Raw genomic sequence first — 26,418 nt, forward strand, 5'->3', positions numbered from 1 at the left:
GCCCGCGGTTCACGCAACCCCGATGCTTGGCGCTCAAAAGCAGGAGGCCACCATGTCGGTCGAACGAGCGTTAACTAAAAACGATATCCCTTTGTTGGCCACCATCGACCGCACGGAACTTGTACACGAGTGCTACCGCGTCGAGGACGGCGAGCTGGTGCTGTACCCCGACTTTCACGACATGCGCGGCTGGCCCGAAGGCGAGGCTGAACAGGACGCCATTGCACTGCTCGCCTGCCTTGAGCGGGGCGGGTGGTTATGGGGTGTGTTCGACGGGCCAACCCTGGTGGCTGCAGTGGTGGTGGACAATCGCCCCATCCACAACCAGGGCCTGCTCCTGCAGCAGTTGAAGTTCCTGCACGTCAGCCATCGGGCGCGAGGGTGCGGGCTGGGAGGGCGGTTGTTTGCCCTGGCGTGTGAGCAGGGGCGAAAGGCTGGCATCGATGGCCTGTATGTATCGGCTACTGAGTCGCGCAATACCGTGGACTTTTACCTGCGTCATGGCTGCCAGAGGCTGCAACACCCCGACCCCGGACTGTTTGCACAGGAACCCCACGACATTCACCTGTATCGGCCATTGCGTGAGAAAGGGCTGTAGGCCTTTGTTACCGCTGAATTTTTTTAAGTTAATACTCTAAAAAAATCCCACGTCTGGCGAGATAGTTTCTACGCTTAGGGTAAGTCTGATTTCTGGCCCAGGGAGTCAGTCGGTTTGTTCACGCAGGCATTGCGCTTTGCGGGAGGCGGGTGATGGGCACCGACAGTATTTGATCGATATCAGGAGTAACGGTCCATGGCCAAGTCCTATGGTGTAGCGGGTGCGGTGGCGGCTTATGTGGGTCGCAGGTTGTCGTTGTGGGGGCGAAGGCTGAGTTCCGATGAAGCTGAATTGCTGGCGCAGTACCGGGCGTTGACCGAAAACGATCAGGTGGCGATGCGCTATTTGATTGGGGCGATGAAGAGTGTTTCGCGGTTCTAGATGAAGGGGCATCACTGTGGGAGCGGGCTTGCCCGCGATAGCATCGCCTCGGTACAGCCGAGAAACCGAGGTGTCTGCATCGCTGGCAAGCCAGCTCCTACAAGGGGGTATCAGGTGTACTTACGTGCTTCTGGCGCCGGCGGGAAGTATTGATACAGCCAGGTCTCGCTCAAGGTGCGGTCCTGGGTGCGGATGAACAGCCGCAGTTCCACCGGTTCCACGCTGTCGCTGGTCGGGTACCAGTCGAACAGGATGCGGTAGCCCTTGATGTTGTCGAGCACCAGCACGCTGAAATCCTTCACCTGGCCGTGGGAGCAGGTCACTACCGGCTCAATCCCGGTGCCGGCCGGCAGGCGGTCGAGGCCGCCCCCCTTGAAGTCCACGGCAAAGCGACGTGCCCACACCTCAGGGTAGTGTTCGCCCGGTGCCCAACCTTCGGTAAAGCCACCCATGCCGGAACGGGTTGCATCGACCTGTGCCAGCGGCGTGCTCACAGGCGGCAGGGCGCTCCAGTACAGCTTGTAGCCGTAGTTCAGCGAATCACCGGCAGCTACCGGCGTTTTCGGAGTCCAGAAGGCCACGATGTTGTCCAGGGTTTCGCCAGTCGTCGGGATTTCCAGCAGGTCGATCGAGCCTTCGCCCCACGCCGTCGTCGGTTCGACCCACAGGCTTGGGCGCTTGCTGTACCAGTCCACGGTGTCCTGGTAGCTGGCGAATTCGTGGTCGGTCTGCACCAGGCCAAAGCCTTTCGGGTCTTTGTCGGCAAAGGCGTTGAACTGCAGTTTGGCCGGGTTGTTGAGCGGGCGGCAGATCCACTCGCCGTTGCCGCGCCACATGGCCAGGCGGTCGGAATCGTGGATCTGCGGGTGGATGGTGTCGCACATGCGGCGTTCATGGGTGCCACAGCTGAACATGCTGGTCATCGGCGCGATGCCCAGTTGTTCGATGGCGGTACGCGCATTGATGTGCGCGTCGATGGCCATCACCACCTGGCTGGCCTGGCAGTCGATGTCGAAGCGGTAGGCACCGGTGGCGCTTGGCGAGTCGAGCAGGGCGTAGACCACAAAGCGGGTCGCGTCCTTGTCCGGGGTTTCGAACCAGAACTGCGTGAAGTCGGGGAATTCCTCGCGTTTTTTCGCGTAGGTATCGATGGCCAGGCCACGGGCAGAAAGGCCGTACTGGCCGGTGGAATCCACCGCGCGGAAGTAGCTGGCACCCAGAAACGACAGCACGTCATGGCGGTCCAGCTCAGGCGCCTTGAACAGCTTGAAGCCGGAGAAACCCAGGTCGCCCGTCAGTTGCTTGGTGTCGACGGTGGTTTTTTCATAGTTGAACAGCGACGGGCGGAAATGCACCTCGCGGGCTTCACGGGTCTTGGGGTCGACGCTGTGCATGCGCACCGGCGTCTTGAAGCCCATGCCGACGTGGAAGAACTGCACGTCCAGTTGGCCGTTCAATTCCTTCCACAGCGAGTGTTTGCCGTCGTAGCCGATGGCGTTGAAATTCTGCGGGGTCATGGTCGCCAGGGTCGGCGGCAGCACCTGTTTGGTGTCTTTGTAAGGCGTGCCGGCCAGTTGCTTGGCCTGGGCCTTGAGCGATTCAAAATCGAAAGCGATGGCCTTGCCGTCGGCGGCGCGGTTGCCGGCCCAGGCTTGCGCAGCGAGCAGGCCGCTGGCCGATAAACCGGTGTAAGCCGCAATGGCCATGGACGCTTTGAGCAAATTCCTGCGGTGCATAGAGACAACCTGTCGTGAGCAAATCCTGCGCCGTTCCTGGCACGTACTGGATCAGAAATTACGGTTCGGACATGCCTTCGACCAAACGCAACGAACAATAAACAGACGCCGGATAGCTTAAGCGGTTCGGTGACGTAGGAAAAATGATTGATGGCGGGACGATGGCGTTGCAAGTGCGACAAGACATTTCCAACTGACACAATTCCACTGTAGGAGCCGGCTTGCCGGCGATGAGGCCCTTGACGTCAGCGCAACATTCAAGGTCGCCATCGCCGGCAAGCCGGCTCCTACAAGGGTTAGGCGATTTCGCCGACTGCCCGGTAAGCCTCATCAATCGCCGCATGGGCATACGCGCTCCATGCGGCATCCGAGTTGGCGATGCTCACATGCCCCAGCGGTTTTTTCGCCAGTTTCATCCACGCTTCGGTCTGATCCGCATCGTCATACAAACTGTTGGAGAAGCTCGCATAACCGTGTGACCAGCGGTTGACAGTGATCGCCAGAATATCGCGCTCATGGTTGAAACCGCCCGGGCCCAGCATGCGCTGCAACTGGTCGCGCAGCTGTGCTTCCAGTTGCTCGAAGGTCTGCCCATATAACTTGCCCCGCCCGGCGCGGGCCTGGTCACGGGCGTTCATGCCGCTGTTGGGGCTGGTGGGCACGTAGACCATGTGCAAGCCGATCGGCTGCGTCGGGTCGCGGGGGTGGTCGTAGCCGCCCATGCTCACCGGGTAATCCAGCTTGATCCGGCTGTAGGGCTGGGTCGCCGCGTAAATTTCATGCACCCCCAGTTTCTGGAACGACTGCCAATTGCGGATCACCACCTTGGTGTACACCAGCGGGTATTTCACGTTCTGGCTCAGGGCTTGGGCCTGGGGCGCCGGCAAATCCTTGAGCAGGTAGGGGATCATCATGTTGTAGCAGGCCAGGATGCAGCGTTTGCCGCGCACCTGTGCGAGTTGCCCACCACGGCTGTAGCCGATATGCACGCCATCGCCGACGTTGCGCACGCTGACGGCGGTGCTGTTCAAGCGCAACCGCACGGGCGCCTTGGGCTGGTCCAGCTTGGCGTAGTCAAAGGCCGCCAGCACGATATCGTCCATGGTGTGCCCCGGCGCCACACCCGGGATCAGGCTGCGCACCAGCAAGCGCGCCACCGACGCATTGCCATCCGGGAAGTGATAGATGTAGGGCTCTTCCATTTCCGCAGCGGCTTCTTCGCTGATCGGCGCCAGGTTCATCCCGCCAAAGCCTGGGAAGCCCACGTTGTAGGCGTCAGCCGACGCCACGGCATCAATGCTCAGGGCCATGAAGTCATTGGTACGGCTCTGGAAGTACTTCACCGCACCTTCCGACAAGCCCACGTTTTTCAGCAGGAAATCCCGGTAGCTGGTGGCCGCGAGGTAGCTGACTTTTTCCTCGGCGGTCTTGCCTGGCAGGTAGTCCTTTGGCGCCGTGTGCAGCTCGATCAAGGCCTGGCGATCGGCCTGTGGCAATGGGAAGTCATTGATGAAGTCGCGGAGGGCGCGCGCGTTCAGTTGGTCTGGCGCGATATCGTCGGCCACCATCGGCGTGGGGTCGCCGGTCACCAGCTTGTCTTCGCCGAAGTTTTCCTTGTCGAAGAACACCCCGCGCGACAGCCCCAGGCCCGGATAGAATTGGCGGTCGAAGGCGGTTTCAAAGCGCTTGATGTTCACGCCAAGTTTTTTCAGCAGGCCATTCACTTGCTTGCTGTAGAGATGGTTCGGCGACTGGAACGCCTCGCTGCCGCCGTAGCCGATGATCATGCGGCCACCGGCCTGGAATTCATTGCGCTTGGCGTGGCCGCCGAAGTCGTCGTGGTTTTCCAGGATCAGGATCTTCGCCTTGGGGTGCTTCTCGCGGTAGAACCACGCCGCCGACAAACCGCTCAAGCCGCCGCCGACCACCACCAGGTCATAGTCCTCGGTGATCGGCAGTTTCTCGGTATCGAACACCTTCTTTTCCCAGCCCATCTGGTGCGCCACCTCGAACGAGCCGACATGGCTGCCGCGCAGGCCGGTAAGGGCGGGAGGGTAGTAGCGTCCATCGGGCGCGGCTTGCAAGAGTTGCAGCGGGGTCATGCCGGCGGCAACGGTAATGGCGACGCCGTTGAGGAAGTCGCGGCGGGTGATATCCATGGGGAAGAACCTGAATTTTATTGTTATGTGAGCCCGTAGGAGCCCGGCTTGCCGGCGATGGCATTCGCAAGAACACCACAAGGCTCAAGGGCCTCATCGCCGGCAAGCCGGCTCCTACAAGGGCGTTTTGCGGGTCAGTGCTTGAACATCACATGGCGAACGGTGGTGTAGTCCTCCAGCCCGTACATGGACATGTCTTTGCCATAACCCGACAGTTTCTGACCGCCGTGAGGCATTTCGCTGACGAGCATGAAGTGGGTATTCACCCACGTGCAGCCGTATTGCAGGCGTGCGGCCAAGCGGTGGGCACGGCCGACATCGGCGGTCCAGACGGACGACGCCAAACCGTAGTCCGAATCGTTGGCCCAGCCGAGCACCTGTGCTTCGTCATTGAACTTGGTGACCGACACCACTGGCCCGAACACCTCGCGACGTACGATTTCGTCGTCCTGCTGCGCATCGGCCAATACAGTGGGTTCAAAGAAGAAGCCATTGCCTTCCACCGCCTTGCCCCCGGTGACCAGGCGAATGTGCGGTTGCGCCACCGCGCGCTCGACAAAACCGGCCACGCGGTCGCGGTGTTGCGCGGTGATCAGCGGGCCCAACTCGGTGGCCGGATCATCCTGCAAGCCGTACTGGATGCTGGCGACCGCTGCGCCAAGCTTCTCGACAAACGCGTCGTAGATATCGGCTTGGGCATAGATGCGGCACGCCGCGGTGCAATCCTGGCCGGCGTTGTAGAAACCGAAGGTGCGAATACCTTCCACGGCAGCGTCGATGTCCGCGTCGTTGAAGATGATCACCGGCGCCTTGCCGCCCAGTTCCATGTGCATGCGCTTCACGCTGTCGGCGGTGCTGGAGATGATGTTCGCACCGGTGGCAATGGAGCCGGTCAGCGAAACCATGCGCACTTTCGGGTGGTTCACCAGCGGGCTGCCCACGGTGGGCCCACGGCCGAACACCAGGTTGAGGACGCCGGCCGGGAAGATTTCAGCGGCCAACTCGACCATGCGCAGCGCGGTCAGCGGGGTTTGTTCCGACGGTTTGAGCACCACGGTATTACCGGCTGCGAGGGCTGGGGCGATTTTCCAGGCGACCATCATCAGGGGGTAGTTCCACGGCGCGATGGAGGCGATCACGCCCACCGGGTCGCGGCGGATCATCGAGGTGTGCCCCGGCAGGTATTCCCCACCGGCCGAGCCACTCATGCAACGGCTGGCACCGGCGAAGAAGCGGAACACGTCGGCAATTGCCGGGATCTCATCGTTCAGCGCGGCGTTGTAGGGCTTGCCGCAGTTGTCCGACTCCAGCTTGGCCAGCTCTTCGCCGTGGGCTTCGATCACGTCCGCCAGTTTCAGCAGCAGCAGCGAACGGTCCTTGGGCGCGGTTTGCGACCAGCTTTCAAACGCCGCATCGGCAGCACGCACGGCGGCGTCGACCTGGGCTTCGCTGGCTTCGTTGATTTCTACCAGCACACGGCCGAGTGCCGGGTTGAAGACGGCTTGGGCCGGGCCTTCGCCTGCGACCAATTGGCCGTTGATCAGTAATTTGGTTTGCATGGTTCAATCCTCCTCAAAATTCCCTGAAGAAACCGGTTCACCTGTAGGAGCTGGCTTGCCAGCGATGGCGGTTTCAATTGACCCACCGCGATCGCCGGCAAGCCGGCTCCTACAATGACCGTGTTTCAACAGTGGCTATGTGTTGTCCGTTATTTACCGCCACTCCCCGCCACGCTTTCACCGCCGCGTGTCAGGTAATAGGCACCGAGAATCGGGAACATCGTGACCAGCATCACCAGCATCGCCACCACGTTGGTCACCGGCACATCCCGTGGGCGGCTCAGCTGGTTGAGCAGCCACAGCGGCAAGGTGCGCTCGTGGCCGGCGGTGAAGGTGGTGACGATGATTTCGTCGAACGACAGCGCAAAGGCGAGCATGCCGCCGGCCAGCAGTGCCGAGCCCAGGTTGGGCATGATGATGTAGCGGAAGGTCTGCCAGCCGTCGGCGCCCAGGTCCATCGAGGCTTCGATCAGGCTGTGGGAGGTGCGGCGCAAACGCGCGATCACGTTGTTATAGACGATCACCACGCAGAACGTCGCGTGGCCGACGATGATGGTGAACATCCCGGGCTCGATGCCCAGCGTCTTGAACGTTGCCAGCAGCGCGATACCGGTGATGATCCCCGGCAATGCAATCGGCAGGATCAGCATCAGCGACACGCCTTGTTTGCCGAAGAACTCGCGGCGATACAGCGCCGCTGAGGCCAGGGTACCGAGCACCATGGCGATCAGCGTGGCAATCGCCGCGATCTGCAGCGACAACTTGATCGCGTCCAGCACGTCCGGCCGGGCGAAGGCCACGCTGAACCACTTCAGGGTGAAGCCCTGGGGCGGAAAGCTGAACGCGGCTTCTTCGGTGTTGAAGGCGTAGAGGAAGATGATCAGGATCGGGAAGTGCAAGAACACCAACCCGCCCCAGGCTGCGATCTTCAGACCCAGCGAAGATTTCTCAGAGTGCATCGAAGGCCCCCAGGCGTTTGACGATGGAGAGGTAAACCGCGATCAGCACGATGGGCACCAGGGTGAACGCCGCGGCCATGGGCATGTTGCCGATGGCACCTTGCTGGGCGTACACCATGCCGCCGACGAAGTAACCCGGCGGGCCGACCAGCTGCGGCACGATGAAGTCGCCCAGGGTCAGCGAGAAGGTGAAGATCGAACCGGCCGCAATCCCCGGCACTGACAGCGGCAGAATCACCTGCATGAAGGTTTGGCGCGGCTTGGCGCCGAGGTCCGCCGACGCTTGCAACAGTGAAGGCGGCAAACGCTCCAGCGAGGCCTGGATCGGCAAAATCATGAACGGCAGCCAGATGTAGACGAACACCATGAACCGCCCCAGGTGCGAAGTGCTCAAGGTGCTGCCGCCCACACCCGGAATGCCCAGCACGAACTGCAACACCGGCTCCAGGCCCAGGTGCTGCACGAACCACTGCGCCACGCCGCCTTTTGCCAGCAGCAAGGTCCAGGCGTAGGCCTTGACGATGTAGCTGGCCCACATCGGCATCATCACTGCGATGTAGAAAAACGCCTTGGTCTTGCCCGTGGTGTAGCGCGCCATGTAGTAGGCGATCGGGAAGGCGACCACGGCGCTGGCGATCGATACAACGATCGCCATGCTCAAGGTGCGCACGATGATGTCGAAGTTCGACGGCTGGAACAGCGCGGCGAAGTTGGCCAGGGTCAGGTCCGGCGTGACCGCCATGGTGAAGTCGTCGAAGGTGTAGAAACCTTGCCACAGCAGGGTCAGCAACGAGCCCAGGTAAATGGCGCCGAACCATATCAGCGGCGGCACCAGCAACATCGCCAGGTACAGGTTGGGCTTGCGGTACAGCAGGTTGGAAAACCTGCGCATCGGCGGTTGGGAAAGGGCCAGGCTCATGTCACACCTCGCCTGCGCTGTCGGTCAGGGTCGTCATTGCTTCCCGTGCCCAGCGTGCAGTGATGGACTGGCCCACCTGGTAGCCGCTGCTGGTGTCCAGCCACTGGTTGTTGGCCTGGCTGATGTTCAGCGCCTGGCCGTTTTCCAGTTTCAGTTCATAGCGGGTGGCGCTGCCTTGGTACTGGATGTCATGCAGCAGGCCGCTGACTTCCACTTCGCCGGCGCCCAGCGCGCCTTCGGCAAAGCGCACGTGTTCCGGGCGGATCGAGAACGCTTGCGCGCTGCCGCTGAGGCGTTGGGCCAGCTCGCCGCGAATCACGTTGGAGGTGCCGACGAACTCGGCCACAAACGCGGTGGCGGGCTTCATGTACAGGTTGCGCGGGGTGTCGACCTGCTCGATACGGCCCTTGTTGAACACGGCCACGCGGTCGGACATCGACAGCGCTTCGGTCTGGTCGTGGGTCACAAAAATAAAGGTGATGCCGAGCTGGCGTTGCAGCTTTTTCAGCTCGCTCTGCATTTGTTCACGCAGCTTGAGGTCGAGGGCGCCCAGCGGCTCATCCAGCAGCAGAACGCGTGGGCGATTGACCAACGCGCGGGCCAGGGCGACCCGTTGGCGTTGGCCGCCAGACAGCTGCACCGGCTTGCGGTCGCCGTAGCCACCGAGGGCGACCATGCCGAGGGCTTCTTCGGCGCGGTTCAGGCGCTCGGTCTTGCCGATGCCCTTGACCTTGAGGCCGTAGGCCACGTTGTCGCGCACGTTCATGTGGGGGAACAGCGCGTAATCCTGGAACACGGTGTTCACGTCACGCTGGTACGGCGGCAAGCCCGCGGCTTCCTCGCCATGAATACGGATCGAGCCTGCGCTCGGTTGCTCGAAACCGGCAATCAGGCGCAGGCACGTGGTCTTGCCGGAACCGGAAGGGCCGAGCATGGAAAAGAACTCGCCGTCCTGGATATCGATGGAAACCCGGTCAACGGCTTTCACTTCGCCGAACTGACGGGAAACGTGGGTGAATTGGACTGCAAGCGTCATGGTGCGGTGCTCCAAAAAGGCACGGGTCATCGCAGCGGCCCGGCCTGGACTTCTGAAAAAACAAAATCTGTATTCGCAACTCAACTATGGGTGCTTTTCTGTGGGAGCCGGGCTTGCCCGCGATGCAGGCGCCTCGGTGTGTCTGTTACACCGAGGTGAAGCCATCGCAGGCAAGCCAGCTCCCACAGAAGCCAGCTTCCACGGGGAGCCAGGAGCTAGCGGCCGCCCATGATCGCGATGTAATCCTGGGTCCAGCGGCTGTACGGCACGAACTTGCCGCCTTCAGCCTGCGGGGTTTTCCAGAAAGCGATCTTGTCGAACTGGTCGAAACCGTTGGTCTTGCAGCCTTCGGCGCCCAGCAGTTCGCTTTCCTTGCAGGCCGCTGGTACCGCCGGCAACGAGCCGAACCAGGCGGCGACGTCGCCCTGGACTTTCGGTTGCAGCGACCAGTCCATCCACTTGTAGGCGCAGTTCGGGTGTTTGGCGTCGGTGTGCAGCATGGTGGTGTCCGCCCAACCAGTGGCGCCTTCCTTCGGAATGGTCGAGGCAATCGGCTGCTTCTCGTTGACCAGGCCGTTGACCTGATACGGCCAGGCGCTGGAGGCCACCACGCCTTCGTTCTTGAAATCGCTCATTTGCACGGTGGTGTCGTGCCAGTAGCGGTGGATTAACGGCTGCTGGGCACGCAACAGTTCAAGCACGGCCTTGTACTGGGTTTCGGTCAGCTCATAAGGGTTCTGGATGCCCAGTTCCGGCTTGGTGCTCTTGAGGTAGAGCGCCGCGTCGGCGATGTAGATCGGGCCGTCATAGGCCTGCACGCGACCTTTGTTCGGCTTGCCGTCCGGCAGGTTCTGCGCGTCGAAAATCACATTCCAGCTAGTCGGCGCGGTCTTGAACACGTTGGTGTTGTACATCAACACGTTCGGACCCCATTGGTACGGAGTGCCATAGGTTTGCTGGCCGACCACGTACCACGGTGCATCCTTGAGGCGCGGGTCGATGTTCTTCCAGTTGGGGATCAGCGCCGTGTTGATCGGCTGCACGCGCTTGCCACCGATCAAGCGCAGCGATGCGTCGCCCGAAGCGGTGACCAGGTCGTACCCGCCCTTGGCCATCAGGCTGACCATTTCGTCAGAGGTGGCGGCGGTTTTCACATTGACCTTGCAGCCGGTTTCCTTCTCGAAACCGGTGACCCAGTCGTAGGCCTTGTCGCTGTCGCCACGTTCGATGTAGCCGGGCCAGGCGACGATATCCAGTTGGCCTTCACCGGCGCCGACCGCCTTGAGCGGTTCGGCGGCCTGGAGGCTGGCGCTGGCCAGCAGCGCGGTGGTCAGGGCACTGAGCAGTGCGGTCTTGTGCGCAGACATGGGGATTCCCTCTTCTTTAATTATGGTCGGGGCAGTGTGTGAAGCCGTAACGCATGAGCTTAGTTGTTGTTTTAAAGATGCTGGCCGTGGCGGGCCATGATGTGCCGCACCACGCTGTAGTCCTGTAGCGAATCGCTGGACAGATCTTTCCCGTACCCCGAGCGCTTCAAGCCGCCATGGGGCATTTCGCTGACCAGCATGAAATGGCTGTTGATCCAGGTGCAGCCGTATTGCAGGCGCGCGGCCACTTGCATGGCCTTGTCCAGGTTCTGGGTCCACACCGACGAGGCCAGGCCGTATTCGGAGTCGTTGGCCCAGTCCACGGCTTGTTCCAGCTCGTCGAAGCGGGTCACGGTGACCACCGGGCCGAACACTTCGCGCTGCACGATTTCATCGTTCTGCTTGCACCCGGCCAGCAGGGTCGGCTGGTAATAGAAGCCCGCGCCCGAATGCACGGCGGCGCCGGTGATGCGTTCGATATGCGGCTGGCCGAGGGCGCGTTCGACAAAACTGGCCACGCGGTCGCGCTGGCGTGTGCTGATCAGCGGGCCCAGTTCGTTGTCGGCGTCGCGTTTGCCGGCAAAGCGCAGGCTGCTCACGGCGGCGCCGAGTTCGGCGACCAACTTGTCGTGGATACCCGCCTGGGCGTAGATGCGGCACGCGGCGGTGCAGTCCTGGCCGGCGTTGTAATAACCGTAGGCGCGCACGCCCTCGACCACGGCTTGCAGGTCGGCATCGTTGCACACGATCACCGGGGCCTTGCCGCCCAGTTCCAGGTGCGTACGTTTAAGGGTTTTGGACGCGGCTTGCAGGATCTTCTGCCCGGTGACGATATCGCCGGTCAGCGAGACCATGCGCACTTTGGCGTGGCTCACCAGATGGCTGCCAACGCCTTCGCCGCCGCCACACAGAATGTTGATCACGCCGCGCGGCAACAGCTCTTTAAGGGCGGGGGCCAGGGCCAGGATCGAAAGCGGCGTATGTTCCGACGGCTTGAACACCAGGGTATTGCCGGCGGCCAGGGCTGGGGCAATTTTCCACGCGGCCATCATCAACGGGTAGTTCCACGGCGCAATCGACGCCACCACCCCGATAGGATCGCGGCGCACCATGCTGGTATAGCCCGGCAGGTATTCGCCGCTCAGTTGCCCGGTCTGGCAGCGCACGGCCCCGGCGAAAAAGCGAAACACGTCGACGGTGGCGCTCAGGTCATCCTGGCGCGCCAGGTGCAACGGCTTGCCGCAGTTCAGGGATTCCAGGCGGGCTAAATAGTCGGCTTGTTTTTCGATGGCGTCGGCGATGCCGAGCAGGATGTTCGAACGTTGTTGGGGCGTGGTGCGCGACCAGCCGGCAAAGGCGCGGTGGGCGGCGAGGATCGCGGTTTCCACCTGTTCGGTGCTGGCTTCGGCAATCTGGGTGAGGACTTCACCGGTGGCCGGGTTGAGGATCGGCTCGGCAAAGCCCTGGCCCTGGACCAGTTCGCCGTCGATCAGCAACGCAGTGAGCAGCGGGGTGGGCGCGCCGGACATTTTTCGCGATCTCTTTTCTTGTATGGCCATGGGCGTTCTCTTACGAGCGCCTGACCTTTCTCTTATGGGATAAGCAGAGACTAGAGGTCAGGCGCGAGGTCAACAAATACTAAATACTGAATGCAGCATTCGATTAAATAGATGGCTTGCGTGGGTGCGGCTGTTCGCGGGCCACCGTCAGGAACGGGGCTACCAGTGCCGGTCGCGCAGTGCCACGGCGCCAGGCCAGGCCCACGTCGAGGGTCTGGCTGAGGTCGGCAATCGGTCGCGCTTCAATGATGTCCCCCTCCAGCGACCACGGGCGGTAGGTCATGTCCGGCTGGATCGACACGCCAAGCCCTGCCGCCACCAGGCTTCGCACGGCTTCGGTAGAGGCGGTACGCAACGTGACGCGCGGTTGCAGGCCGGCGCCGGCCCACATGCGCTGGGCGTTATGGCCCATTTCGTCGACGTTCAGCTGGATCAGCGGCTCGCGGGCGACGTCGGCCAGGTTGATGCTGTCGTGTTCCAGCAGCGGGTGCTGCGCCGGCAGCCACAGGCGGTGGGGCGAATGGGTTAGCACTTCGGTCTGCAGGGCGTGGCGGTCTTCGAGGTTGGAGAGGATCAGCACACCCACATCGATTTCGCCGCTGACCAGCAAATGCTCGATATACGGGCGCTCGTCTTCCATCACGCGGATTTCCACATTGGGGTAGGCGCGCTGGAAGCGGGTGAGCAGGTCAGCGAGGTAGTAGCCGGCCACCAGGCTGGTCACGCCGATGATCAACTGCCCGGCGACCTGGTCGGTGCTCTGTTGCAGGCTGCGTTTGGCGTTGTCGACGGTGGCGAGGATCAAGTGCGCCTGGCGCAGGAACTGGTGGCCCTGGTGGGTCAGGGTCATGCCCTTGGCGTGGCGGTTGAACAGGTTGACGCCGATTTCCTGCTCCAGTTGCTGGATCGCCAGGGTCAGGGTCGACTGGGAAATGAAGGCGGTCTGCGCGGCGGCGGAGATCGAGCCTGTCTCGGCCACGGCGATAAAGTGCCGGATTTGACGCAAGGTCATCATGCTGGAATTACCAGTGGGGTATTTTTATAGATTTGTTCGAGTGTATATCGTTTTAATCGAAAGGCCGTGGCGTTACATCTGGAAGCACTCTAGATCGGGGCTTTTTGGCACTTGGTTTTACGCTGGGGGCCTATTAGTCCTACGTACCCAAGTGCCTGGAGGCTCCTTATGAACACCCGTGGATTGCTCGATCAGTTGCTCAAATCCGGTCAGGACATGCTGCAAAACAAGGCCGGCGACTCGCGTAAACAGGAAGACAAAGGTGCCCTTGGCGGCTTGCTCGGCGGTGGCGGGCTGGGCAGCCTGCTCGGCGGCGCCGGTGGCGGGGCCCTGGCGGCGGGCGCCATGGGGCTGCTGCTGGGCAATAAAAAAGCCCGCAAGTTTGGCGGAAAAGCCCTGACCTACGGCGGGCTGGCAGCGCTGGGCGTGATTGCCTACAAGGCCTATGGCAACTGGCAGGCGCAGCAGGCGAATGCGCCGAAGGGCGAGCCTCAGACCCTCGACCGCCTGCCACCGGCCCAGGTTGAGCAGCACAGCCAGGCGATCCTCAAGGCACTGGTGGCGGCAGCCAAGGCCGACGGCCATGTGGATGAACGTGAACGTGCGCTGATCGAAGGCGAATTCACCAAGCTGGATAACGACCGTGAGCTGCAAAGCTGGCTGCACGCCGAGCTGAACAAGCCCCTGGACCCGGCCGATGTGGCGCGAGCAGCGGGCACCCCGGAAATGGCGGCCGAGATGTACATCGCCAGCGTGATGCTGGTGGATGAGGAGAACTTCATGGAAAAGGCCTACCTCGACGAGCTGGCGCGCCAGCTCAGGCTTGAGCCCGGTCTCAAGACCGAGCTGGAAAAACAGGTGCGCCTGAATCAGTAAACTCCAGACTCGCGCCGATCAAAAATGTGGGAGCGGGCTTGCTCGCGAATGCGGTTTATCAGTCATCTATCTACCGACTGGTCCAGCGCATTCGCGAGCAAGCCCGCTCCCACATTTGCTTTCTGTGATCGCTACATCAAAACCCATTGATAAATGAGGGCTTCTGCTCAGCTATACTCCCCGGCATTTGATCGGCCCTTCGAGGAATTACTGTGAAGAACTGGACCTTGCGCCAACGGATCTTGGCAAGCTTTGCGGTCATTATCGCCATCATGCTGTTAATGGTTGTGGTCTCCTATTCACGGTTGCTCAAGATCGAGGTCAGCGAAGAGGCGGTGCGCGATGACGCGGTGCCGGGGGTTTACCTCAGTTCGATGATCCGCAGTGCCTGGGTCGACAGCTACCTGCAAACCCTGGAATTGCTCGGCCTGCGCGACGACAAGGGCCTGACCGACACCGACAAGGCCGACTTCAAGTCCTACGAAGCGCGCATCCTGACGCAGATGGCCAACTACCAGAAAACCATCAACGGGCGTGACGATCAGGCCGAGTTCGATAAATTCGAAGCCATGCACCAGGCCTACAACAAGAGCCTGGCCGTGGTGCTCGACAGCCTGCAGCGCAATGACCTCGCCGCCGCGCGCAAGGAGTTCAACACCACCCTGACGCCCGCCTGGACGGCAGGGCGCATGAAGCTCAACGACATCATCACTGAAAACAAGGACGTCGCTGACCGTGCGACCAACGCCATTGATGACGCTGTGGCCGCCGCCAAGGTCAGCATGTTTGTGTCGCTGGCGTTTGCCGTCCTCGCTGCCGGCCTGTGCGGTCTGCTGCTGATGCGCGCAATCATGGCGCCGATGCAGCGCATCGTGTCGATCCTCGGCACCATGCGCGACGGCGACCTGAGCAAGCGCTTGAACCTGGAACGCAAGGACGAGTTCAACGCGGTGGAAACCGGCTTCAACGACATGATGACCGAGCTGACCGCCCTGGTGTCCCAGGCCCAGCGCTCCTCGGTGCAAGTGACCACCTCGGTCACCGAGATTGCCGCCACTTCCAAGCAGCAGCAGGCTACCGCCACCGAAACCGCTGCCACCACCACCGAAATTGGTGCCACGTCCCGCGAGATTGCCGCCACGTCCAAGGACCTGGTGCGCACCATGACCGAAGTGTCGACCGCCGCCGACCAGGCCTCGGTGGCCGCCGGTTCCGGCCAGCAAGGCTTGGCGCGCATGGAAGAAACCATGCACTCGGTGATGGGCGCCGCCGACCTAGTGAACGCCAAGCTGGCGATCCTCAACGAGAAGGCCGGCAACATCAACCAAGTGGTGGTGACCATCGTGAAGGTGGCCGACCAGACCAACCTGTTGTCGCTCAACGCGGCCATCGAGGCCGAGAAGGCCGGTGAGTACGGGCGCGGCTTTGCCGTGGTGGCCACCGAAGTGCGGCGCCTGGCCGACCAGACCGCCGTGGCCACCTACGACATTGAACAGATGGTGCGCGAGATCCAGTCGGCGGTGTCGGCGGGCGTGATGGGCATGGACAAGTTCTCCGAAGAAGTCCGCCGTGGCATGTTTGAAGTGCAGCAAGTGGGTGAACAGCTGTCGCAGATCATCCACCAGGTCCAGGCGCTGGCGCCGCGGGTGTTGATGGTCAACGAGGGCATGCAGGCCCAGGCCACCGGTGCCGAGCAGATCAACCACGCGCTGGTGCAGTTGGGCGATGCCAGCAGCCAGACCGTGGAGTCGCTGCGCCAGGCCAGCTTTGCTATTGATGAACTGAGCCAGGTTGCGGTCGGTCTGCGCAGCGGCGTGTCGCGTTTCAAAGTCTGATGAGCGACCTCGCGGCTAAACGCGGCGCCGTCCCGGCAGCGAAAAAGGCGTTGTACCTGGTGTTTCGTATCGGCCAGGAGCGCTATGCCCTCAAGGCCACGGAAGTGGCCGAGGTATTGCCTCGCCTGCCCCTCAAACCCATCGCCCATGCGCCGGTGTGGGTGGCGGGAATCTTTGCCCACCGGGGCGTGCTGGTGCCGGTCATCGACCTCAGCGCCCTCACGTTCGGTGCTGCCGCCCAGGCCCGCACCAGCACTCGCCTGGTGCTGGTCAACTATCAGCCGCAACCGTGGCTCGAAGCCCGCTGGCTGGGGCTGATTCTGGAACAAGCCACTGACACCCTGCGTTGCGACCCCGCCGAGTTCCAGCCCTACGGCCTGGATAACCCGCAGGCGCCGTACCTGGGCCCGGTGCGCGAAGATGCCCGGGGCCTGATGCAATGGATCGGCGTCAACGACTTGTTGAACGACGACGTGCGTACCCTGCTGTTTTCTGCCGAGCTGAGCCTATGAGCAGCGATCCGCGCTTTTCAGCCTACCTCAAGGAACGCATCGGCCTGGACGTGGCCTCGGTGGGTGAAGCGATCATCGACCGTGCGGTGCGCCAGCGCAGCCAGGCCCTGCAAACGCAGACGGCCGACCAGTACTGGCAGCACCTGCAAAGCTCCCATGATGAGCAGCAAGCGCTGATCGAAGCGGTGATCGTCCCCGAGACCTGGTTCTTTCGTTACCCCGAATCATTTGCCACCCTGGCCCGGCTCGCGGTGGCGCGCTTGGCCGAGATCAAGCAGATGCGCGCCTTGCGCATTTTGAGCCTGCCCTGTTCCACCGGCGAAGAACCCTATTCGATCGCCATGGCGTTGCTGGATGCCGGGATGGCGCCGCACCAATTCAAGGTGCTGGGCCTGGACGTCAGCCCGCTGTCGGTGGAGCGCGCCCGGCGTGGGGTGTACGGCAAGAATTCGTTTCGCGGTGGCGATATTGGCTTTCGTGAGCGCCACTTCACCGAACAGGCCGATGGCTACCGCATCGACGACCGTGTTCGCGAGCAAGTGCGCCTGCAAGTCGGCAACTTGCTGGATCCGACCCTGTTGGCCAACGAGCCCACCTACGACTTTGTGTTCTGCCGCAACCTGCTGATCTACTTCGACCAGCCCACCCAGAAACAAGTGTTCGACGTGCTCAAGGGCCTGACCCATGTGGACGGCGTGCTGTTTATCGGCCCGGCCGAGGGCAGCCTGCTGGGGCGCCACGGCATGCGCTCGATTGGCGTGCCGCAGTCTTTCGCGTTCAGCCGGCATGCGGAGCCGGTCAAGGCCGAGCCGGTGTTCGTGCCGATGCCCGCGCCGGTGCCGCAGCAGCGCAGTGCGGCGCCGATTGCGCCCAAGCCGCGACCGTTCAGCCTCGTCACGCCCCCCGTGACGCCGATCAAAACCGCGCAAACCGATGCGGGTAACCTGCTCAGCCAGATCGCCACCCTGGCCAACGAAGGCAAAAGTGCCGAGGCCCGTGCGGCGTGTGAACAGTATTTAAGCAACCACCCGCCTGCCGCCCAGGTGTTCTACTGGCTCGGGCTGCTCAGCGATGTGGCCGGTAGCGCCCTGGAAGCCCAGGGGTATTACCGAAAAGCCTTGTACCTGGAACCCCAGCATCCGCAGGCCTTGATGCACCTGGCCGCGTTGCTCGAGTCCCAGGGCGACAGTGCGGGGGCACGCCGGTTGCAGGCGCGGGCCGCCCGTAGCGAGCGAGCTGACAGTGAGTCCAAACGATGAGTAGCCCCGACGCGCTCGATACCGCAGGCCTGGACCTGACCCTGGCCGACACCCAAGCCATCGACGACTGCTGGAACCGCATCGGCATCCACGGTGACAAGTCCTGCCCGTTGCTGGCGGAGCACATTCACTGCCGTAACTGCGCGGTGTATTCGGCGGCGGCCACGCGCCTGCTGGACCGTTATGCCCTGCAACAGGACGACCGCCGCCCCCAGGCCGAGGCCGAAGTGGCCACGGATGTGGTCACGCGTTCCCTGTTGATGTTCCGCCTCGGCGAGGAGTGGCTGGGTATCGCCACCCGCTGCCTGGTGGAAGTGGCGCCGTTGCAGCCGATTCACTCCCTGCCGCACCAACGCTCCCGTGCCTTGCTCGGCGTGGCCAACGTGCGCGGTGCGCTGGTGGCGTGCCTGTCGCTGGTGGAATTGCTTGGCCTGGACAGCACAAGCCCCGGCACCACGGGCGGACGCGTCATGCCACGCATGTTGATCATCGCCGCGCAGGATGGCCCGGTGGTAGTGCCAGTGGATGAAGTCGACGGTATCCATGCCATCGACGAACGCACACTAAAAGTCGCATCGGCCTCGGGCACCCAGGCCAGTGCGCGTTACACCCAGGGTGTGTTGCAGTGGAAAGGCCGCAGCCTGCGCTGGCTGGATGAGGCGCAATTGTTGTCTGCCGTGACCCGGAGCCTCACATGACCCCCGACCAGATGCGCGACGCCTCGCTGCTGGAACTGTTCAGCCTGGAAGCCGATGCGCAGACCCAGGTGTTGAGCGCGGGTCTGCTGGCCCTGGAACGCAACCCCACCCAGGCCGACCAGCTTGAAGCCTGCATGCGTGCGGCGCACTCGCTCAAGGGCGCGGCGCGGATTGTCGGGGTGGACGCCGGGGTCAGCGTGGCCCACGTGATGGAGGACTGCCTGGTCAGTGCCCAGGAAAGCCGCCTGTACCTGCAACCCGAACATATCGATGCGCTGCTGCAAGGCACCGACCTGCTGATGCGCATCGCCACCCCCGGCAACGATGTGGGGCCGGCAGACATTGAAGGTTATGTCGCGCTGATGGAGCGTTTGCTCGACCCGTCCCAGGCGCCGGTGCCAACCGTTGCACCCCCGCCGCCCGAGCCGGCGCCGGTCTCGGCGCCTGTTGTTGAGGAGCTGCCCGCGGAGCCAGAACCGGCGCCACCGGTCAGCAGCGAACCGGCGCGCCAAAACAAGCGCATGACCGAAGGCGGCGAGCGCGTGTTGCGGGTCACTGCCGAGCGCTTGAACAGCTTGTTGGATTTGTCCAGCAAGTCCCTGGTGGAAACCCAGCGGCTCAAGCCTTACCTGGCGAGCATGCAGCGCCTCAAGCGTATCCAGAGCCAGGGTGTACGTGCCCTGGACACCTTGGATGGCCAGCTCAAGACGCTGGACCTGAACCTGGAAGCCCAGGAAGCCCTGGCCGATACCCGTCGACTGTTGAGCGAGGCCCAGGCCTTGCTCGCGGAAAAAACCGCTGAGCTGGATGAGTTCGGCTGGCAGGCCGGGCAACGCGCCCAGGTGCTCTACGACACCGCGCTGGCCTGTCGCATGCGCCCGTTTGCCGATGTGCTGGCCGGGCAAGTGCGCATGGTGCGCGACCTGGGCCGCAGCCTGGGCAAGCAGGTGCGCCTGGAGATCGAGGGCGAAAAGACCCAGGTCGACCGTGATGTACTGGAAAAGCTCGAAGCGCCGCTGACCCACTTGCTGCGCAATGCCGTCGACCATGGCATCGAAATGCCGGAACAACGGATATTGGCGGGCAAGCCGGCGGAAGGCCTGATTCGTCTGCGCGCCTCCCACCAGGCCGGCTTGCTGGTGCTGGAGTTGAGCGACGATGGCAATGGTGTCGACCTGGAACGCCTGCGCGGCACTATCGTCGACCGGCACTTGTCACCGCTGGAAACGGCGTTGCGCCTGAGCGAAGAGGAACTGCTGACGTTCCTGTTCCTGCCGGGCTTCAGCCTGCGTGACAAAGTCACCGAAGTGTCCGGGCGTGGCGTGGGCCTGGATGCGGTGCAGCATATGGTCCGCCAGCTGCGCGGCGCCGTGGTGCTGGAGCAGACGGCAGGGCAGGGCAGCCGCTTCCACCTGGAGGTGCCGCTGACTTTGTCGGTGGTACGCAGCCTGGTGGTGGAAGTCGGCGAAGAGGCCTATGCCTTCCCGCTGGCGCATATCGAACGCATGTGCGACCTGGCGCCCGATGACATTGTGCAGTTGGAAGGCCGCCAGCACTTCTGGCACGAGGGCCGGCATGTCGGCCTGGTTGCCGCCAGCCAGTTGTTGCAGCGTCCGGCGGGGCAGAGCAATGAAGAGACGCTGAAAGTAGTGGTGATCCGCGAGCGCGATGCGGTGTATGGCATTGCGGTGGAGCGTTTTATCGGCGAACGCACCCTGGTGGTGTTGCCGCTGGATGATCGCCTGGGCAAGGTCCAGGATATTTCTGCCGGGGCGTTGCTGGACGACGGCTCGGTGGTGTTGATCGTCGACGTTGAAGACATGCTGCGTTCGGTGGATAAGTTGCTCAACACCGGGCGCCTGGAACGCATCGCCCGGCGTAGCCAGCAGGCCACCGAGGCGCCGCGCAAACGCGTGCTGGTGGTGGATGACTCGCTGACTGTGCGCGAGCTGCAACGCAAATTGTTACTTAATCGTGGTTATGAAGTGGCCGTTGCGGTCGATGGCATGGACGGCTGGAACGCGTTGCGGTCCGAAGACTTCGACCTGCTCATCACTGACATTGATATGCCTCGTATGGACGGTATTGAATTGGTCACACTCCTGCGCCGTGACAGTCGCCTGCAATCGTTGCCGGTGATGGTGGTGTCGTACAAGGATCGCGAAGAAGACCGGCGCCGTGGACTGGATGCCGGTGCCGACTATTATTTAGCCAAGGCCAGTTTCCACGATGACGCCCTGTTGGACGCCGTGGTCGAGCTGATCGGAGGAGCCCGGGCATGAGGATTGCGATCGTCAATGACATGCCCCTGGCGGTGGAGGCGTTGCGCCGTGCCCTGAGTTTCGAACCCGCGCATCAAGTCGTCTGGGTGGCCAACAATGGCCTGGAAGCCGTGCAGCGTTGCGCCGAGCTGACCCCGGACCTGATCCTGATGGACCTGATCATGCCGGTGATGGATGGTGTGGAGGCCACGCGGCAGATCATGGCCGAGACGCCGTGCGCGATTCTGTTGGTGACGGTCGACCGCCAGGCCAATATGAGCCGGGTATTCGAGGCCATGGGCCACGGCGCGCTGGACGTGGTGGACACTCCGGCGCTCGGCGTGGGCAACCCCAAGGATGCGGCGGCGCCGTTGCTGCGCAAGATCCTCAATATTGGCTGGCTGATCGGCCAGCGTGGCAGCCGCGTGCGCGCCGAAACCGCGCCCCAACGCACCGGCGGCAAACGCCAGCGCCTGGTGGCCATTGGTTCTTCGGCGGGCGGCCCGGCTGCCCTGGAAATCCTGCTCAAGGGTTTGCCCCGGGACTTTCCGGCCGCCATTGTGCTGGTGCAGCATGTGGACCAGGTGTTCGCTGCGGGCATGGCCGAGTGGCTGGGCAGCGCATCTGGCCTGCCGGTACGCCTGGCCCGCGAAGGCGAACCGCCACAAAGCGGCGTAGTGTTGCTGGCCGGCACCAACCATCATATTCGCCTGTTGAAAAATGGCACGCTAGCCTATACCGCAGAGCCGGTGAACGAGATTTACCGGCCGTCCATCGACGTGTTTTTCGAGAGCGTCGCCAGCCACTGGGACGGTGACGCCGTCGGCGTACTGCTGACGGGCATGGGGCGCGACGGTGCCCAGGGCCTCAAGTTGCTGCGTGAACAAGGATATTTGACCATCGCCCAGGATCAGCAGAGCTCGGCGGTGTATGGCATGCCCAAAGCGGCGGCGGCGATTGACGCTGCTGTTGAAATTCGCCCACTGGATAGAATTGCGCCCCGACTGATGGAGGTCTTTGCAAAATGAACGCGATCTCCCGCAGTGCTGGCTTGCTGGTAGTAATTCAGGTGACTGCACATGAATGATTTACAGATCGACGACATCAAGACCGACGAAAACGCCGCCATGGTGTTGCTGGTCGACGACCAGGCCATGATCGGCGAAGCCGTGCGGCGTGGTCTGGCCCACGAAGAAAACATCGACTTCCACTTCTGCGCCGACCCGCACCAGGCGATTGCCCAGGCGATCCGCATCAAGCCGACCGTGATCCTGCAGGACCTGGTGATGCCCGGCCTGGACGGCTTGACGCTGGTGCGCGAATACCGCAACCACCCGGCCACGGCCAATATCCCGATCATCGTGCTGTCTACCAAGGAAGACCCGCTGATCAAGAGCGCAGCGTTCTCGGCCGGGGCCAACGATTACCTGGTGAAGCTGCCGGACAACATCGAACTGGTGGCGCGCATTCGCTATCACTCGCGCTCCTACATGACCTTGTTGCAGCGTGATGCGGCGTACCGTGCGCTGCGGGTCAGCCAGCAACAACTGCTCGACACCAACCTGGTGCTGCAACGCCTGATGAACTCCGATGGCCTGACCGGGTTGTCCAACCGTCGCCACTTTGACGAGTACCTGGAGCTGGAGTGGCGCCGTGCCATGCGTGACCAGACCCAGTTGTCGCTGCTGATGATCGATGTGGACTTCTTCAAGACCTACAACGACAGCTTCGGCCACGTCGAAGGTGATGAGGCGCTGCGCAAGGTCGCGGCGACCATCCGTGAAGCCAGCAGCCGGCCTTCGGATCTGCCGGCGCGTTATGGTGGTGAAGAGTTTGCCCTGGTATTGCCGAACACCTCGCCGGGTGGTGCGCGGTTGGTGGCTGAGAAGCTGCGCATGGCGGTGGCGGCGTTGAAGATTCCGCATATTGCCCCGGCCGAGGGTTCCAGCCTGACTATCAGCATTGGCTTGTCGACGGTGACCCCGCAGCAGGGGACCGATTGCCGGCAACTGATCATGGCGGCGGATAAGGGGTTGTATACGGCCAAGCATAATGGGCGTAATCAGGTGGGGATTGAGTAGGGCTGTGTACATATCCGTTATTTAGGTAACGGCTACTTATGGTTCCGCCCTTACGGCGGCTCACTTTTGGAAAGGCCCAAAAGTAAGCAAAAGGCCTTCGCCCCAACACTCGGTGCCTCGCTTAGGCTCGGCATGCCCTCACTCCGGCTTGAATCCGTGGGCCGCCGCCACGCGCCATCCATGGCGCGGGGCGGCTAACCCGGCGTCCTGCCGGGTTACCCACGGATTCAAGCCTGCGTTCGGCCAGCGTGTTTAACGGGGCGCCTAAGATCAAGATCAAAAGCAAAAGCACGGCGGCCTAGTAGCCGACCTGAGTGGTTGGATCAAAGGCAGATACGTGTAGGAGCTGGCTTGCCGGCGATGCAGACACCTCGGTGAAACAGGCACACCGCGTTGATGCCATCGCAGGCAAGCCAGCTCCCACAGTGAGGGCTCAGCGTTTTGCCTGGTTTTTTTGCGTCATCGTTGGCGACCATCGCCGGCAAGCCGGCTCCTACAGTGCACCGCGTTTGCCGTTGCCTTTGCTCTACACCACTCAAGCCGGCTGTCAGGCCGCTGTGCTCTTGCTTTTGATTTTGATCTTAGCCGCCCCGCGCCATGGATGGCGCGGGGCGGCGGCCCCCCAAATCACTGTCGGATTACGGGCACACCGAGCGTGAGCGAGGTGCCGAGTGTTGGGGCAAGAGCCCTTTGCTTACTTTGGGGCTTTTCCAAAGTGAGTCGCCGTAAGGGCGAAACCATACTCCGCCATCACCCAAATAACGGATATGCCCACCACCAACCCCAACCCTTTTCGCCCAGCGGACTGCCGCTCCCCCCCATTTCCCGTTATACTCGCCGGCTTTCAAAAGTTCGCCAACGAGTGCTGCCCGCCATGGAAATCAACCCGATCCTTAACACCATCAAGGACCTGTCCGAGCGCTCCGAAACTATTCGGGGGTATCTTTGACTACGATCAAAAGCATGAGCGTCTGACCGAAGTCAATCGCGAGCTTGAAGATCCTGCTGTCTGGAACAAACCCGAATACGCCCAAGAGCTGGGCCGCGAGCGCGCTGCGCTGGCGCAGATCGTCGACACCCTCGACGAACTGAACACCGGTCTGGCCGATTGCCGTGACCTGCTGGACATGGCCGTCGAAGAAAACGACGAAGGCGCAGTGGGCGATGTCGTCGCCGAGCTGGCCCGTCTCGAGGAAAACCTCGCCAAGCTTGAATTCCGCCGCATGTTCAGCCATGAAATGGACCCGAACAACGCCTACCTGGACATCCAGGCCGGCTCCGGTGGCACCGAGGCCCAGGACTGGGCCAACATCCTGCTGCGCATGTACCTGCGCTGGGCGGACAAACGCGGTTTCGACGCGACCATCATGGAACTGTCGGCCGGTGAAGTCGCCGGTATCAAGGGCGCGACCGTGCACATCAAGGGCGAATACGCCTTTGGCTGGCTGCGGACCGAGATCGGCGTACACCGTCTGGTGCGCAAGAGCCCGTTCGACTCCGGCAACCGTCGCCACACGTCGTTCTCCGCCGTGTTCGTCTCGCCAGAGATCGACGACAAGGTGGAAATCGAGATCAACCCGGCTGACCTGCGGATCGACACCTACCGTTCCTCCGGTGCCGGTGGCCAGCACGTAAACACCACCGACTCGGCCGTACGTATCACCCACGTACCGACCAACACCGTGGTCAGCTGCCAGAACGAACGTTCCCAGCACGCCAACAAGGACACCGCCATGAAAATGCTGCGGGCCAAGTTGTACGAGCAGGAAATGCAGAAACGCAACGCCGCGTCGCAAGCGCTGGAAGACACCAAGTCGGACATCGGCTGGGGTCACCAGATCCGCTCCTATGTGCTCGATGCGTCGCGGATCAAGGATCTGCGCACTAACATCGAACGCAGCGACTGCGACAAGGTGCTCGACGGCGACATCGACGAATACCTGGAAGCCAGCCTGAAATCAGGCCTGTAACACCCCCTGTAGGAGCCGGCTTGCCGGCGATCCCCGGCCGCAGGCCGGGGGCAACGAACCTGATGGAAAATCTAAAGACATGAGCGACCAACAACTCGACCCGCAAGCCCTGCAACAGGAAGAAAACTCCCTGATCGCCCTGCGCAAGGAAAAGCTTGCTGCCGAGCGCGCCAAGGGCAATGCCTTCCCCAACGACTTCCGCCGCGAAAACTACTGCGATGCCTTGCAGAAACAGTACGCGGACAAGACCAAGGAAGAGCTGGCAGAGGCTGCGATCCCGGTCAAGGTGGCAGGTCGCATCATGCTCAACCGTGGCTCGTTCATGGTGATCCAGGACATGACCGGTCGCATCCAGGTCTACGTCAACCGCAAGACCCTGTCCGAAGAAACCCTGGCCTCGGTGAAAACCTGGGACATGGGCGACATCATAGCGGCCGAAGGCACCCTGGCCCGCTCCGGCAAGGGCGACCTATACGTTGAAATGACCAGCGTGCGCCTGCTGACCAAGTCCCTGCGCCCACTGCCGGACAAGCACCACGGCCTGACCGACACCGAGCAGCGCTATCGCCAGCGCTACGTTGACTTGATCGTCAACGAAGAAGTACGCCAGACCTTCCGCGTACGTTCGCAAGTGATTGCCCACATCCGCAGCTTCCTGATGAAGCGTGACTTCCTGGAAGTGGAAACCCCGATGCTGCAAACCATCCCCGGTGGTGCCGCAGCCAAGCCGTTCGAGACCCACCACAACGCGCTGGACATGGAAATGTTCCTGCGTATCGCGCCAGAGCTGTATCTGAAGCGTCTGGTGGTTGGCGGCTTCGAAAAAGTGTTCGAGATCAACCGCAACTTCCGTAACGAAGGCGTTTCGACCCGTCACAACCCAGAATTCACCATGTTGGAGTTCTACCAGGCCTACGCCGACTACGAAGACAACATGGACCTGACCGAAGAACTGTTCCGCGAACTGGCACAGCTGGTCCTGGGCAGCACCGACGTGCCGTACGGCGACAAGGTGTTCCACTTCGGCGAGCCGTTCGTGCGCCTGTCGGTGTTCGACTCGATCCTCAAGTACAACCCTGAGCTGACCGCTGACGACCTGAACGACATCGACAAGGCTCGCGCCATTGCCAAGAAAGCCGGCGCCAAGGTGCTGGGCTTCGAAGGCCTGGGCAAGCTGCAAGTGATGATTTTCGAAGAGCTGGTGGAGCACAAGCTGGAACAGCCGCACTTCATTACCCAGTACCCGTTCGAAGTGTCGCCGCTGGCCCGTCGCAACGACGACAACCCGAACGTCACCGACCGTTTCGAGCTGTTCATCGGCGGCCGTGAAATCGCCAACGCCTACTCCGAGCTTAACGACGCGGAAGACCAGGCCGAGCGCTTCATGGCCCAGGTGGCCGACAAGGACGCCGGCGACGACGAAGCCATGCACTACGACGCCGACTTCGTGCGTGCCCTGGAATACGGCATGCCGCCAACGGCCGGTGAGGGTATCGGCATCGACCGCCTGGTGATGCTGTTGACCAACTCGCCGTCGATCCGCGATGTGATCTTGTTCCCGCACATGCGGCCACAAGCGTAACCGTAGCGAAATCCGAAGCCGCCTTTTATAAGGCGGCTTTTTTATGTGGCGTTATT

At 62.2% G+C, this 26,418-nt stretch carries 21 protein-coding genes; 12 read left to right on the top strand and 9 right to left on the bottom strand.

The features are described from left to right. The first annotated feature begins 52 nt into the window (after positions 1 to 52). Together AC07OV_RS04990 and AC07OV_RS04995 are read left to right on the top strand one after the other, a co-directional pair. Positions 53 to 598: a GNAT family N-acetyltransferase gene (locus AC07OV_RS04990; RefSeq protein WP_495091713.1), complete on the top strand. Its 546-nt coding sequence runs from the start codon at positions 53 to 55 to the stop codon at positions 596 to 598. 195 nt (positions 599 to 793) lie between these two features. Continuing rightward, positions 794 to 979 carry a hypothetical protein gene (locus AC07OV_RS04995; RefSeq protein ID WP_176994806.1) on the top strand — a complete coding sequence of 62 codons (186 nt, stop codon included), beginning with the start codon at positions 794 to 796 and terminating at the stop codon, positions 977 to 979. Positions 980 to 1,089: 110 nt separating this feature from the next. On the opposite strand, the gene AC07OV_RS05000 is transcribed toward AC07OV_RS04995, so the two are convergent. The 9 genes from AC07OV_RS05000 to AC07OV_RS05040 all read right to left on the bottom strand — a co-directional run bounded on the left by AC07OV_RS05000 (position 1,090) and on the right by AC07OV_RS05040 (position 13,288). After that, positions 1,090 to 2,715 (bottom strand): glucan biosynthesis protein D, encoded by a 1,626-nt coding sequence (locus tag AC07OV_RS05000; protein ID WP_495091714.1) that lies wholly within the window; start codon positions 2,713 to 2,715, stop codon positions 1,090 to 1,092. A 296-nt stretch (positions 2,716 to 3,011) separates the two neighbouring features. After that, positions 3,012 to 4,874: an NAD(P)-binding protein gene (locus AC07OV_RS05005; RefSeq protein ID WP_494997696.1), complete on the bottom strand. Its 1,863-nt coding sequence runs from the start codon at positions 4,872 to 4,874 to the stop codon at positions 3,012 to 3,014. Between the two features lie 134 nt (positions 4,875 to 5,008). Continuing rightward, positions 5,009 to 6,433 carry a gamma-aminobutyraldehyde dehydrogenase gene (locus AC07OV_RS05010; protein ID WP_495091715.1) on the bottom strand — a complete coding sequence of 475 codons (1,425 nt, stop codon included), beginning with the start codon at positions 6,431 to 6,433 and terminating at the stop codon, positions 5,009 to 5,011. Positions 6,434 to 6,582: 149 nt separating this feature from the next. Next, positions 6,583 to 7,392: an ABC transporter permease gene (locus AC07OV_RS05015; protein ID WP_176994802.1), complete on the bottom strand. Its 810-nt coding sequence runs from the start codon at positions 7,390 to 7,392 to the stop codon at positions 6,583 to 6,585. Continuing rightward, entirely contained in the window at positions 7,382 to 8,311 is a 930-nt protein-coding gene (locus AC07OV_RS05020) for an ABC transporter permease (RefSeq protein ID WP_176994801.1), read from the bottom strand. The genes AC07OV_RS05015 and AC07OV_RS05020 overlap by 11 nt, the downstream gene beginning before the upstream one ends. Position 8,312: 1 nt before the next feature. Then, positions 8,313 to 9,347, bottom strand: a complete 1,035-nt coding sequence (locus AC07OV_RS05025) for an ABC transporter ATP-binding protein (protein ID WP_176994800.1) — start codon at positions 9,345 to 9,347, stop codon at positions 8,313 to 8,315. A gap of 215 nt (positions 9,348 to 9,562) precedes the next feature. After that, on the bottom strand, positions 9,563 to 10,714 hold the full coding sequence (gene ydcS, locus AC07OV_RS05030) for a putative ABC transporter substrate-binding protein YdcS (RefSeq protein ID WP_176994799.1): 1,152 nt from the start codon (positions 10,712 to 10,714) through the stop codon (positions 9,563 to 9,565). A 71-nt stretch (positions 10,715 to 10,785) separates the two neighbouring features. After that, positions 10,786 to 12,243, bottom strand: a complete 1,458-nt coding sequence (locus AC07OV_RS05035; protein WP_178925758.1) for a gamma-aminobutyraldehyde dehydrogenase — start codon at positions 12,241 to 12,243, stop codon at positions 10,786 to 10,788. A 133-nt stretch (positions 12,244 to 12,376) separates the two neighbouring features. Further along, a complete protein-coding gene (locus tag AC07OV_RS05040; RefSeq protein WP_495091716.1) occupies positions 12,377 to 13,288 on the bottom strand; it encodes a LysR family transcriptional regulator in 912 nt (303 codons plus the stop codon). 168 nt (positions 13,289 to 13,456) lie between these two features. Between AC07OV_RS05040 and AC07OV_RS05045 the strand changes: the two genes are divergently transcribed. The 10 genes from AC07OV_RS05045 to lysS all read left to right on the top strand — a co-directional run bounded on the left by AC07OV_RS05045 (position 13,457) and on the right by lysS (position 26,362). Then, entirely contained in the window at positions 13,457 to 14,164 is a 708-nt protein-coding gene (locus AC07OV_RS05045; RefSeq protein ID WP_176994797.1) for a tellurite resistance TerB family protein, read from the top strand. Between the two features lie 212 nt (positions 14,165 to 14,376). Then, complete coding sequence (locus AC07OV_RS05050; protein WP_494999210.1) at positions 14,377 to 15,999, top strand: methyl-accepting chemotaxis protein; 1,623 nt, start codon at positions 14,377 to 14,379, stop codon at positions 15,997 to 15,999. Beyond that, on the top strand, positions 15,999 to 16,511 hold the full coding sequence (locus tag AC07OV_RS05055) for a chemotaxis protein CheW (RefSeq protein WP_494999211.1): 513 nt from the start codon (positions 15,999 to 16,001) through the stop codon (positions 16,509 to 16,511). Before AC07OV_RS05050 ends, AC07OV_RS05055 begins: the two co-directional genes overlap by 1 nt. Next, positions 16,508 to 17,770: a CheR family methyltransferase gene (locus tag AC07OV_RS05060; RefSeq protein ID WP_495091717.1), complete on the top strand. Its 1,263-nt coding sequence runs from the start codon at positions 16,508 to 16,510 to the stop codon at positions 17,768 to 17,770. The genes AC07OV_RS05055 and AC07OV_RS05060 overlap by 4 nt, the downstream gene beginning before the upstream one ends. Next, a complete protein-coding gene (locus tag AC07OV_RS05065) occupies positions 17,767 to 18,468 on the top strand; it encodes a chemotaxis protein CheW (RefSeq protein ID WP_494999213.1) in 702 nt (233 codons plus the stop codon). The genes AC07OV_RS05060 and AC07OV_RS05065 overlap by 4 nt, the downstream gene beginning before the upstream one ends. Continuing rightward, complete coding sequence (locus tag AC07OV_RS05070) at positions 18,465 to 20,750, top strand: hybrid sensor histidine kinase/response regulator (RefSeq protein ID WP_176994792.1); 2,286 nt, start codon at positions 18,465 to 18,467, stop codon at positions 20,748 to 20,750. The genes AC07OV_RS05065 and AC07OV_RS05070 overlap by 4 nt, the downstream gene beginning before the upstream one ends. Further along, the gene (locus tag AC07OV_RS05075; protein ID WP_494999215.1) at positions 20,747 to 21,757 is read left to right on the top strand and encodes a chemotaxis response regulator protein-glutamate methylesterase; all 1,011 of its coding nucleotides are present in this window, start codon (positions 20,747 to 20,749) and stop codon (positions 21,755 to 21,757) included. Before AC07OV_RS05070 ends, AC07OV_RS05075 begins: the two co-directional genes overlap by 4 nt. Positions 21,758 to 21,808: 51 nt before the next feature. Continuing rightward, entirely contained in the window at positions 21,809 to 22,810 is a 1,002-nt protein-coding gene (locus AC07OV_RS05080) for a response regulator (protein WP_176994790.1), read from the top strand. An 874-nt stretch (positions 22,811 to 23,684) separates the two neighbouring features. Continuing rightward, positions 23,685 to 24,780 (top strand): peptide chain release factor 2 gene (gene prfB / locus AC07OV_RS05085; RefSeq protein ID WP_095943132.1). Its coding sequence is split into 2 segments (ribosomal slippage): positions 23,685 to 23,756 and positions 23,758 to 24,780, totalling 1,095 coding nucleotides; the frame shifts between segments, so codons are not numbered across the junction. Between the two features lie 79 nt (positions 24,781 to 24,859). After that, the gene (lysS, locus tag AC07OV_RS05090; protein WP_008431110.1) at positions 24,860 to 26,362 is read left to right on the top strand and encodes a lysine--tRNA ligase; all 1,503 of its coding nucleotides are present in this window, start codon (positions 24,860 to 24,862) and stop codon (positions 26,360 to 26,362) included. Positions 26,363 to 26,418: the final 56 nt, after the last annotated feature.

It is taken from the genome of Pseudomonas sp. GW821-FHT09A09 (assembly GCF_059418405.1).

Coding starts and splice junctions, on each gene's coding strand:
- AC07OV_RS04990 (WP_495091713.1), top strand. CDS start 53: ATGTCGGTCGAACGAGCGTTAACTAAAAACGATATCCCTTTGTTGGCC.
- AC07OV_RS04995 (WP_176994806.1), top strand. CDS start 794: ATGGCCAAGTCCTATGGTGTAGCGGGTGCGGTGGCGGCTTATGTGGGT.
- AC07OV_RS05000 (WP_495091714.1), bottom strand. CDS start 2,715: ATGCACCGCAGGAATTTGCTCAAAGCGTCCATGGCCATTGCGGCTTAC.
- AC07OV_RS05005 (WP_494997696.1), bottom strand. CDS start 4,874: ATGGATATCACCCGCCGCGACTTCCTCAACGGCGTCGCCATTACCGTT.
- AC07OV_RS05010 (WP_495091715.1), bottom strand. CDS start 6,433: ATGCAAACCAAATTACTGATCAACGGCCAATTGGTCGCAGGCGAAGGC.
- AC07OV_RS05015 (WP_176994802.1), bottom strand. CDS start 7,392: ATGCACTCTGAGAAATCTTCGCTGGGTCTGAAGATCGCAGCCTGGGGC.
- AC07OV_RS05020 (WP_176994801.1), bottom strand. CDS start 8,311: ATGAGCCTGGCCCTTTCCCAACCGCCGATGCGCAGGTTTTCCAACCTG.
- AC07OV_RS05025 (WP_176994800.1), bottom strand. CDS start 9,347: ATGACGCTTGCAGTCCAATTCACCCACGTTTCCCGTCAGTTCGGCGAA.
- ydcS (WP_176994799.1), bottom strand. CDS start 10,714: ATGTCTGCGCACAAGACCGCACTGCTCAGTGCCCTGACCACCGCGCTG.
- AC07OV_RS05035 (WP_178925758.1), bottom strand. CDS start 12,243: ATGTCCGGCGCGCCCACCCCGCTGCTCACTGCGTTGCTGATCGACGGC.
- AC07OV_RS05040 (WP_495091716.1), bottom strand. CDS start 13,288: ATGATGACCTTGCGTCAAATCCGGCACTTTATCGCCGTGGCCGAGACA.
- AC07OV_RS05045 (WP_176994797.1), top strand. CDS start 13,457: ATGAACACCCGTGGATTGCTCGATCAGTTGCTCAAATCCGGTCAGGAC.
- AC07OV_RS05055 (WP_494999211.1), top strand. CDS start 15,999: ATGAGCGACCTCGCGGCTAAACGCGGCGCCGTCCCGGCAGCGAAAAAG.
- AC07OV_RS05060 (WP_495091717.1), top strand. CDS start 16,508: ATGAGCAGCGATCCGCGCTTTTCAGCCTACCTCAAGGAACGCATCGGC.
- AC07OV_RS05065 (WP_494999213.1), top strand. CDS start 17,767: ATGAGTAGCCCCGACGCGCTCGATACCGCAGGCCTGGACCTGACCCTG.
- AC07OV_RS05070 (WP_176994792.1), top strand. CDS start 18,465: ATGACCCCCGACCAGATGCGCGACGCCTCGCTGCTGGAACTGTTCAGC.
- AC07OV_RS05075 (WP_494999215.1), top strand. CDS start 20,747: ATGAGGATTGCGATCGTCAATGACATGCCCCTGGCGGTGGAGGCGTTG.
- AC07OV_RS05080 (WP_176994790.1), top strand. CDS start 21,809: ATGAATGATTTACAGATCGACGACATCAAGACCGACGAAAACGCCGCC.
- lysS (WP_008431110.1), top strand. CDS start 24,860: ATGAGCGACCAACAACTCGACCCGCAAGCCCTGCAACAGGAAGAAAAC.